The sequence below is a fragment of the Nocardia sp. NPDC006982 genome, assembly GCF_042869435.1.
GTDB lineage: Bacteria > Actinomycetota > Actinomycetes > Mycobacteriales > Mycobacteriaceae > Nocardia.
Genome location: NZ_JBIAFV010000001.1, coordinates 327,089 through 336,930, shown reverse-complemented (window position 1 = coordinate 336,930; position 9,842 = coordinate 327,089). Strand labels below are relative to the sequence as shown.

Below are 9,842 nucleotides of genomic sequence, written 5' to 3'. Positions count from 1 at the left end.
ATATGGCAGTAGCTGAGGGACCGACAGCCCGAGATCGGTGACGCGGGCACCGTTTCCGGAGATCGGAATCCAACCGGGAGGCGACTCCCAGGTACATCTCGTCCAGCCTGGCCGCGTGCTCGGACAGCTACGCGCCAGGTTCCACCGGGAGGTCCACCGCGTTCATGCCGGAGTCGCGGGCGGCCTCGCACACCTCACCTGCGCCCGCGGTTCACGCCACCTCGACAAGGTGACGGCGAAGGTGTTGCGCTGCTCGAGATGTCGCTGGAACTGCTCCTGGTCGCCATCATAAGCGGCAGGAACGTCCGCACCGTCGCCAGTCGCGCGGCCAGCTCCTCCAGCCGTTGCCCGGCCAATCCAGCACAGGGACATCTCCAGCAACCTTGGAAATAAAAGTTGGTGGCGGACCGATTAATTCGTGCGGTAAGTCCGGTCAACATTCTCGGCAGATCCATGACTACTTGTTCGAGGAGATCTTGATGACCCCGACTTCGACCGCCACCACGCACAGCCTGGATGTGCCCGGGGCGCGGCTGCACTACGAGGTGCGCGGTACGGGACCGCTGATCGTATTGGTCGGCGCGCCGATGGATGCGGCGGCCTTCGCGCCGCTGGCGGAACTGCTCGCCACCGACCGCACCGTGCTCACCACCGACCCGCGCGGCCATCAGGGCAGCGTGCTCGACGACCCGGAGCAGGACTCGACACCGCAGCTGCGCGCCGACGACCTGGCCTGCCTCATCACCCACCTCGGCATCGGGACCGCTGTGGTATTCGGCTCCAGTGGCGGCGCTGTGAGCGCATTGGCCCTGGTCCAATCCCAGCCGGACCTGGTCACCACCGTAATCGCCCACGAACCGCCGCTGGGTGAACTCCTGGACGACCGCGACCAGGTGCGCGCCGGAACCGAAGACGTGATCGCCACCTACCGCAGCGGGGATGGGCTCGGCGCATGGCGCAAGTTCATGGCCAACGCGAACATCATGATGCCCGAACCGGTGCTGCAGCAGGTGTTCGGCGGTGAACGCGACCCGCGCCAGCTGGCCAGCGAACGCTACTGGTTCGATCATGAGCTGCGTGGCACCACCACTTGGGAGCCGAATATCGCTGTGCTGCAATCGACTCCGGCCCGCATCGTAATCGGCATAGGCTCCGAATCGACCGGCCAGCAGTGCGACCGCACGTCGCGGGCACTCGGCGAAGCCATCGGGGTGACTCCGACCGTATTCCCCGGCGGACACACCGGATTCGTCGAGGACCCAGCCGGTTTCGCGATGCGATTGCGTGAGGTCCTCGGAGGTGCCGTTTAGCGCGGCCATATTCGAGCAGGCCGTGCGGTCACATCGAGAGCCTCAGCTCAGGTCAGGCTGTGCGGGACCGGCTGCGGCCAGCACCGTATCTCGCACGCACAGTGATGTTTCCACGCTGAGACGATGTTCACGTCTCGGACATGTCATGCTAAACAGCCAGTGGCGGTGACGCCGGGCCGGGCTGGGGAGGAGGTTCGTAGGCCCGCCATGCCTCAGCCAAGCGGCGTGCGGCCTCGCGCAGGCTGTCGGGATCGGCGACAAAGCTGATTCGGACGTAATCGATGCTGCCGCCGGAGGCGTCGAGACCGGCGCCGGGCAGGATCGCGACGCCGTGTCGCAGGGCGCGCTGGGCGAACGAGGTGCCATCCCCGTGGGATAGCCGGATCCACAGTGTCTGGCCGCCGGACACCGGAGGGACCTCCCATTCCGGCAGGCGCTCGCCCAGCTCGGTCACCAGAACGTCGTGGCTTTCCTTGCGCTGCTGCGTGATTCGCTCCCGCAACCGGTCGAGGTCACGCAGCAGCCAGGCGGCGGCCAACTGCGCTGGGATATTGCCGCCGAGATCGTGCACGGCGCGCAGCCGGGCCAACCGGGCGATGACCGGGATCGGTGCACGCACCCAGCCGACACGCAGTCCGCCCCAGACGATCTTGCTGAGCGAACCAACGGATATCACCGACTCGTCCAGGGCTGCCAGCGGCGGTGGTGGCGCATCGGTGCCAGGAAATCCGAGATCGGTCAGCACCTCGTCGTCGATCAGCGGCACCCCGGCCTTTCTCGCCGACTCGACCAGTCTCCGCCGGGCCAGCGCGGGAAGTACCGCGCCCGTGGGGTTCTGGTAGGTCGCGACGACATACGCGAGCGCCGTCGCGGTCACCGCGCCGAGGCCCACCGGACCTGTCTGCGGTATCGCCGCGACCTCCCGAAACGCCTCCAGCGCACCGGGATACGTCGGCGCCTCCACCAGTATCCGGTCGCCGGACCGCAGCAGTGCGCGGGCGAGCAGCGACAGCGCCTGCTGCCCGCCCCCGGTGACGAGAATCTGTTCCGGATCGGTCGGCACGCCGCGTGCCCGATATCGATCGGCGATCGCGTTGCGCAACAGCGGATGTCCGGTCGGCCGATAACCTATATCGCCCTCGACCGCAGCGAGTTCGGGCACGATGTGCCGATACGCCTGGGCCACCTCAGGCGGCGGTGTCGCAGGGGCGGCACAGGCGAGCGCGATGACATCGGCGTCCGGTTCGAGCAGTTGCAGGAAGGCCGGCGAATGGGTGCTCTCGCGCGCCGGAACTGCTGCGGGTCCCGCGACCCGGGTGCCGCTGCCCTGCCTGCGCACCACCCGGCCTTCCACGCTGAGCAAGTCATAGGCGGCCACGACCGTACTGCGGCCTACCGCAAGTACTTTCGCGAGCGCGCGGTCGGGCGGCAACGGCATACCCGGGCGCAGTTCACCGTCATCGATCAGCGTCCGCAATCGCCTGGCCAACAGCAAATAGAGTGGCCCCCGGTCGGCGGACCAGCGGCCGAGCCGGTCGGCAAGTTCAATTGGCTTCATACGCAAACCAATTCTGCCCGATTGGCTCTAGGGGCGCGACCCGTGTCGTCGCGAGGATGAAGTCATGAGCAAGATCTCCATCACCGATGTCATCGACGACCTGACCGGACCATGGCAGCCGCGGGACCTGGCCATCGCCAACGACGCCGTGGTCCGCATGGCTCGCTTCCACGGCGCATTCCCATGGCACCACCACGACGAGGACGAGCTGTTTCTGTGCTGGAACGGCACCTTCCGCATCGAGTTGCGGGACCGCGAGCCGGTGACGCTCGGTCCCGGTGAGATTTTCGTCGTTCCGCGCGGAGTCGAGCATCGGCCGGTGGCCGAGGAACCGGCGCACGGGATCATGATCGAACGGCCCGAAACCAAACAGTACGGCAACTGAGCACGATCGGAGCCGGACACAAGCTCATCCGGCTCCGAGCTGGTTCCGGGACCGGCCCGCTACTTCGCCCCAATCGTGAGAACAGCGAAATGCTCATGGCAGGGTGAGGGTATGAGTCGTGGTGTGTTGGTGACGGGGGCTTCGCGGGGGATCGGGCGGGCGGTTGCGGTGGCATTCGCCGAGAACGGCGACCGGGTGGCGGTGCACTACTCCTCCGGGCGGGCCGATGCCGAGGAGACGCTGCGGCGGTTGCCAGGTGACGGGCATGTCCTCGTCGAAGGCGATATCGCTTCGCCGGAAGCGGCCGAAGCGATCGTCGCGGCGGCGGTCGAGGGACTCGGCACCGTGCACGTGCTGGTCAACAACGCGGCGGTGAACCTTCCGCATCCCCTCGCGAAAACCTCGTACGCGCAATGGCAGCAGGTATGGCGCAAGACCATGGACGTCAACCTCTTCGGCACGGCCAATGTCTCCTATTGCGCCGCCCGTCACATGATCGATAACGAGGTGCCCGGTCGCATCATCAATCTCGGCTCCCGCGGCGCATTCCGCGGCGAACCCGACTATCCCGCCTACGGTGCCACGAAGGCAGGCGTCCACGCGCTGGGCCAATCGCTCGCGGTGTATTTGGCTCCCTACGGAATCGCAGTTGCCTCCGTGGCACCGGGCTTCGTCGCGACCGAACGCGTCGCGTCCCGCGTCACCGACGAGGTCCGCGCTCAGAGCCCCTTCGACCGCGTCGCCCAACCCGGGGAAATCGCCTCCGCCGTCCGCTATCTCGCCTCACCGGAAGCGACATGGAGCTCCGGCGCAGTCCTGAACGTCAACGGAGCCTCATACCTGCACTGAACCGCTAGGGGGACACATGACACAGCAGCTACCACCTTGGCCGGGCTCGCCACCGACCTGCGGCCCGGTCATCCTGCGGGAGTACACCGACGCCGACACCCACCTCGCGATCGAGATGGGCGCGGATCCGTACATCCCGTTGATCGGGAGTTTGCCCGCTTTCCCAACCGCCACCGAGGCACTGGGCTGGGTGCACCGACAACGCGGCAGGCACGCCGAAGGAATCGGTTTCTCCTTCGCCATAGCCGACGCCGAAAACGGTGACGCTGTGGGCGGGATCGGTCTTTGGCTGCAAAACTTGGCGAAAGGCCGAGCGGCAGTGGGCTATTCGGTCTCTCCGGCACATCGCGGCCGCGGATTCGCTGGGGCCGCACTACAAGCCCTGACAACTTTCGCCTGGACCATCCCCACTCTGCACCGCATCGAACTCTATATCGAGCCATGGAATACCGGCTCGATCCGCGTCGCGGAATCCGGCGGATACCTCCGCGAAGGCCTGCTGCACCGCTACGAGGAGATCGGCGGCACGCGACGCGACATGCTCCTCTACGCCATCACGCGCAACACGGGCACACCCTGAAACACGACGCCGCCGCATCCGAGCAGGGTGCGGCGGCGTCGTAACGGACTCAGCGGACGAAAGTTGATGCGCGGTCGGACAAGTCGAGCAGCATTTGCGGGATGATGCCGAGCAGGACAGTGGCGCCCGCGGTGAATGCGACGACTGTGGTGGTGAGGAATGGTGCCGCGACGGTCGGGGCGTCGGTGGGCGGATCGGTGAAGAACATCAGGACGATAACGCGGATGTAGAAGAAGGCGGCGATGGCGCTGGAGATGACACCGACGATCACCAGGTAGCCGGCGCTGCCGGAGGCGGCGGCTTGGAAGACCGCGAACTTGGCGACGAAACCACCGGTCAGGGGCAGCCCTGCGAAGGACAGCAGGAACAGGGCGAAAACCGTTGCCAGCCAGGGGGACCGGCGGCCGAGGCCGGCCCATTGAGACATGGCGGTGGCCTCGTCACCGTCGGCATCGCGGACCAGGCTGACAACCGCGAACGCACCGAGCGTGCCAAGGCCGTACGCCAACAGATAGAACAGGATCGCCGAGGTACCGGCCTCGTTCGCCGCAACGAGACCGGTCAGGATGAATCCGGCATGCGCGACCGAGGAGTAGGCGAGCATGCGTTTGACATCGGTCTGGGTGATCGCCATGACCGCGCCGATCACCATGGTCGCGATGGCGATGGCGGCGAGCACCGGACGCCAGTCGTCACGCAGACCGGGCACGGCGATCTGCAGCACCCGCAGCAGCGCACCGACTGCGGCGATTTTCGTGGCCGCGGCCATGAATCCGGTAACCGAACTGGGCGCACCCTGATACACATCCGGCACCCAGGACTGGAACGGCACCGCGCCGATCTTGAACAGCAGACCCACCGCCAGCATCGCCACACCGAGCAACGCCAGGGTGGTGTTCTGCGGATGCTGGGTTATCGCATCGGCGATCCCACCGAGCTTGACCGTGCCCGCCTGCCCGTACAGCAGCGCAACGCCATAGAGGAAGAACGCGGACGAAAACGCTCCGAGCAGAAAGTATTTCAGCGTGGCTTCCTGCGAGAGCAACCGCTTGCGCCGTGCCAGCCCGCACAGCAGATACAGCGGCAGCGACAACACCTCCAACGCCACGAACATGGTCAGCAGATCGTTCGACGCCGGAAACAGCAGCAGCCCACCGATCGCGAGCATGGTCAGCGGGAACACCTCGGTGGTCGCGACACCCGCACGGACTGCGGCCATTTCACCCGCGCTACCGGGCACCGCGGAGGCCTGCGGGGTGAACGCGTCCACGCCGCCGCCGACAGCGGCCGCGGCAACACTCCACGTCCCGGGACCGGAAGGCACCTGCGGCCGCGGCTCGGCACCGCGTTCGGCCATGAACAGCAGCGCCAGAATCGACACGACCAGAATCGTGCCCTGCAAGAACAGCGTCACACCGTCGATCGCCACCGCGCCGACCATCACGGTCGCCTTGGTCCCGGACAATCGCAGCACCGCAACCAGCGCCGCGACCAACCCGGCCAGCCCGAGCGGCACCTGGATGGCATACCGGTGGCGGCGCGGCGCGAACGCCTCGACGAGCACCCCGACCACCGCCACCCCGAACACGATCAGCATCGGCGACAACTTGGCGTATTCGATGCTCGGCGCGGGCATGCTCGCCGCGAGCAGACTGCTCATTTGTGGGCACCTCCGTGATCGGCCCCCGCTGCGGGGATCGCGGGCGTCTTCGGCGCGGGATCGTGGACGCCGATGGTGGTGAGCGTCTGACCCACCGCGGGATTGATGAAGTCCAGCACCGGTTTCGGATAGATGCCGAGGAACAGCAGCGCCGCGATCAACGGCACCACCACCGCCAACTCGCGCGGCACCAGATCATAGAGGCGCTCGTTGCCCTCCTTGACCGGTCCGGTCATCATCCGCTGGTACATCCACAGCACATACAGCGCGGCCAACACCAGCGCACCGGTCGCGATCACCGCCGCGAATCCGTACCGGCTGAATGTGCCGAGCAGCACCAGGAATTCGCTGATGAACGGTGCCAGTCCCGGCAACGACAGGGTGGCGAGACCGGCGATGAAGAAGGTGCCCGCCAGCACCGGCGCCACCTTCTGCACCCCGCCGTAGGCAGCGATGGCCCGAGTTCCCCTGCGCGACACCAGGAATCCCGCGATCAGGAACAGCGCCGCGGTCGAGATCCCGTGATTGACCATGTACAGCGTGGCCCCGGTCTGCCCCTGACTGGTCATCGCGAAGATGCCCAGAATGATGAATCCGAAGTGCGAGATCGAGGTGTAGGCGATCAGCCGCATCACATCGGTCTGTCCGATGGCCAGCAGCGCGCCGTAGATGATGCCGATCACCGCGAGCGTGATCACCAGGGGCGCAAAGGTTCCCGAGGCATCCGGGAACAACAGCAGGCAGTAGCGCAACATGCCGAAGGTGCCGACCTTGTCGACCACCGCCATCATCAACACCGCACTCGACGGCGTCGCCGCCACCGCCGCATCCGGCAGCCAGGTGTGCAACGGCCACAGTGGCGCCTTCACCGCGAAGGCGAACATGAATCCGAGGAACAGCGCATTCAGTACCGCCGGACCGGCGCCGAGCTGTCCGGCATTGGCCGCCGCCACCACGGTGCGGAAATCGAAGGTGCCCGACGATCCGGATCCGAGCCCCTGCCGCGCGGTGAGCACATACAACCCGATCACCGCGGCCAACATGATCAGACCGCCGAACAGGTTGTACAGCAGGAATTTCACCGCCGCACGCGAGCGCTGCTGGCGATGGGCCAGATCGGCACTGCGCGGGCCGAATCCGCCGATGAGGAAGTACATCGGGACGAGCATCGCCTCGAAGAACACGTAGAACAGCAGAATGTCGAGCGAGACAAAGGAAATCAGCACCATCGCCTCGACGAGCAACGTCAACGCGACATAGGTGTGCGACACCCGCCGCCCGCTGCCGACCTCGCGCTCATCGTTCCAGCCGGCCAGGATCAGCAGCGGCACCAGCGCCGCGGTGAGCAGCACCAGCACCAGCGCGATCCCGTCCAGCCCGAGGGTGTAGCCCGCGCCGAAGGCCGGAATCCACTCGTGCGATTCGACGAACTGATATTGCGCCCCACCGGGTTCGAAGCGCACGGCCAATACGATGCCGAGCACCAGCACCGCCAATGCGACAACGAATGCCAGCCCGCGCGCCAGGGTGCGCTGCGACGCGGGCAACAGCAGCACCACCACCGCGCCGACAACCGGCAATAACCACAGCGTGGTCAACCAGGGAAAGTCACTCACCAGAGCCTCACTGCCAGCAGGGCGGCGGCCACCAGTGCCGCGCCGGTGAACATGGACAGGGCATACGACCGGACGAAGCCGGACTGCACTTTCCGGATTCGCCCGGACAGCCCGCCGATCAGTGCGGCGGTCCCGTTGACGATGCCGTCGATGCCGCGATTGTCGAGGAAGACCAGCGACCGGGTCAGATACGCGCCGGGACGCATGAATACGCCCTCGTTGACCGCGTCGCCGTAGAGATCCTTGCGAGCCGCGATCGTCAACGCCGACACCGCTTCCGGTGCGGTCTCGGGAATCTCACGCTGCGCGAACTGGTTGTAGGCCAAACCGATTCCGACGGCGACCACCAGCAGCGCCAGCACGGTCACCACGCCCGCGGGCACGACCTCCTCGCCGTGATGCGCCCCGACCACGGGTTCGAGCCAGTTCTGCAGCGACGACCCGAAGACGAACAGCCCACCGGCTGCCACCGAACCGATCGCGAGCAGAATCATCGGACCGGTCATCACCGCGGGTGCCTCGTGCGGATGAGTATCAGGCTTCCAGCGACGCTCGCCGAAGAACGTCAGCATCATCACGCGCGTCATGTAGAACGCGGTCAGCCCGGCACCGAACAGCGTCACCGCACCCAGTGCCAAACCGCTTGCGCCGCCCTGGTTGAACGCCGCCTCGATGATCCGATCCTTGGAGAAGAATCCGGCGAACGGCGGCACGCCGATGATCGCCAGATAGCCGAGCCCGAAGGTGACGTAGGTGACCGGCAGCAGTTTGCGCAGTCCGCCGTAGCGGCGCATATCGGTCTCGTCGTCCATCGCGTGCATGACCGATCCGGCACCGAGGAACAGCCCGGCCTTGAAGAAGCCGTGGGTGAGCAGATGCATGATGGCGATCGCGTATCCGGCCGGGCCGAGGCCCGCGGCCAGCACCATATAACCGATCTGGCTCATGGTGGACGCCGCGAGTGCCTTCTTGATGTCGTCCTTCGCGCAACCGACGATGGCACCGAACAGCAGCGTCACCGCACCCACGAGCACGACTCCGAGCCGTGCATCGGGTGCGAGATCGAAGATCGGCCCGGAGCGCGCGATCAGATACACACCCGCTGTCACCATGGTGGCCGCGTGGATGAGCGCGGAAACCGGGGTCGGACCCTCCATCGCGTCACCGAGCCAGGACTGCAGCGGCACCTGCGCGGACTTACCGCACGCGGCCAGCAGCAGCAACAACCCGATCGCGGTGAGCGTTCCCTCACCCGCCTGCGGCGCGGTCGCGAACACCGAGCCGAAGTCGATCGAACCGAAGGTCGCGAACATGGTGAACATGGCGATCGCCAACCCCATATCACCGACCCGGTTGACCACGAACGCCTTCTTGGCCGCGGTCGCCGCCGTCGGCTTGTGGTACCAGAAACCGATCAGCAGGTAGGAGGCCAGACCGACGCCTTCCCAGCCGAGGTACAGCACCAGGTAGTTGTCCGCCAGCACGAGCAGCAGCATGGCCGCCAGGAACAGATTCAGGTAAGCGAAGAACCGCCGCCGCCCCGGATCGTGGTTCATATAGCCGACGGAATAGATGTGGATCAGCGATCCGACGCCGGTGATCAGCAGCGCGAAACACACCGACAGCTGGTCCAACTGGAGGCTGAAGTCCACCTGCAACCCGTCGACCGGCACCCAGCTGAAAAAGTCCTTGTGGATTGCGCGGGCGGCATCATCACGGTCGAGCATGTGGAAGAACGCGACGACGGCGAAGCCGAACGAGGCCAGCGCGGTGGCACAGCCGAGCAGATGCCCCCACCTATCGCTGTAGCGCCCGATCAGCAGCAGCACGACGGCACCGGCCAGCGGCAGTGCGGGCAGCACCCAGAGCGTTGCGGTATCCACG

Annotated in this window: 8 protein-coding genes; 4 read left to right on the top strand and 4 right to left on the bottom strand. The window is 66.3% G+C overall.

The annotated features are described in order from the left end of the window. Positions 1-479: 479 nt before the first annotated feature. Positions 480-1,310 carry an alpha/beta fold hydrolase gene (locus ACFYOW_RS01755; RefSeq protein ID WP_387283536.1) on the top strand — a complete coding sequence of 277 codons (831 nt, stop codon included), beginning with the start codon at positions 480-482 and terminating at the stop codon, positions 1,308-1,310. Between the two features lie 148 nt (positions 1,311-1,458). Here the strand turns inward: ACFYOW_RS01755 and ACFYOW_RS01750 are convergent, their stop codons facing one another. Then, positions 1,459-2,868: a PLP-dependent aminotransferase family protein gene (locus tag ACFYOW_RS01750; RefSeq protein ID WP_387283534.1), complete on the bottom strand. Its 1,410-nt coding sequence runs from the start codon at positions 2,866-2,868 to the stop codon at positions 1,459-1,461. A gap of 64 nt (positions 2,869-2,932) precedes the next feature. Here ACFYOW_RS01750 and ACFYOW_RS01745 point away from each other — a divergent pair, with 64 nt between their 5' ends. From ACFYOW_RS01745 to ACFYOW_RS01735, 3 genes are all read left to right on the top strand, one after another. Then, complete coding sequence (locus tag ACFYOW_RS01745) at positions 2,933-3,253, top strand: cupin domain-containing protein (protein WP_387283532.1); 321 nt, start codon at positions 2,933-2,935, stop codon at positions 3,251-3,253. A gap of 111 nt (positions 3,254-3,364) precedes the next feature. Then, complete coding sequence (locus ACFYOW_RS01740) at positions 3,365-4,102, top strand: SDR family NAD(P)-dependent oxidoreductase (protein WP_387283530.1); 738 nt, start codon at positions 3,365-3,367, stop codon at positions 4,100-4,102. Between the two features lie 16 nt (positions 4,103-4,118). Further along, positions 4,119-4,682 carry a GNAT family N-acetyltransferase gene (locus ACFYOW_RS01735; RefSeq protein WP_387283528.1) on the top strand — a complete coding sequence of 188 codons (564 nt, stop codon included), beginning with the start codon at positions 4,119-4,121 and terminating at the stop codon, positions 4,680-4,682. Between the two features lie 49 nt (positions 4,683-4,731). On the opposite strand, the gene nuoN is transcribed toward ACFYOW_RS01735, so the two are convergent. From nuoN to nuoL, 3 genes are read right to left on the bottom strand one after another with little or no spacing between them, the layout of a single operon-like run. Further along, a complete protein-coding gene (gene nuoN, locus ACFYOW_RS01730) occupies positions 4,732-6,342 on the bottom strand; it encodes an NADH-quinone oxidoreductase subunit NuoN (RefSeq protein WP_387283527.1) in 1,611 nt (536 codons plus the stop codon). After that, positions 6,339-7,958, bottom strand: coding sequence for an NADH-quinone oxidoreductase subunit M (locus ACFYOW_RS01725; protein WP_387283525.1), 1,620 nt, complete (start codon positions 7,956-7,958; stop codon positions 6,339-6,341). The genes nuoN and ACFYOW_RS01725 overlap by 4 nt, the downstream gene beginning before the upstream one ends. After that, positions 7,955-9,841 carry an NADH-quinone oxidoreductase subunit L gene (gene nuoL, locus ACFYOW_RS01720; RefSeq protein ID WP_387283523.1) on the bottom strand — a complete coding sequence of 629 codons (1,887 nt, stop codon included), beginning with the start codon at positions 9,839-9,841 and terminating at the stop codon, positions 7,955-7,957. The genes ACFYOW_RS01725 and nuoL overlap by 4 nt, the downstream gene beginning before the upstream one ends. Between the last annotated feature and the right edge of the window lies 1 nt (position 9,842).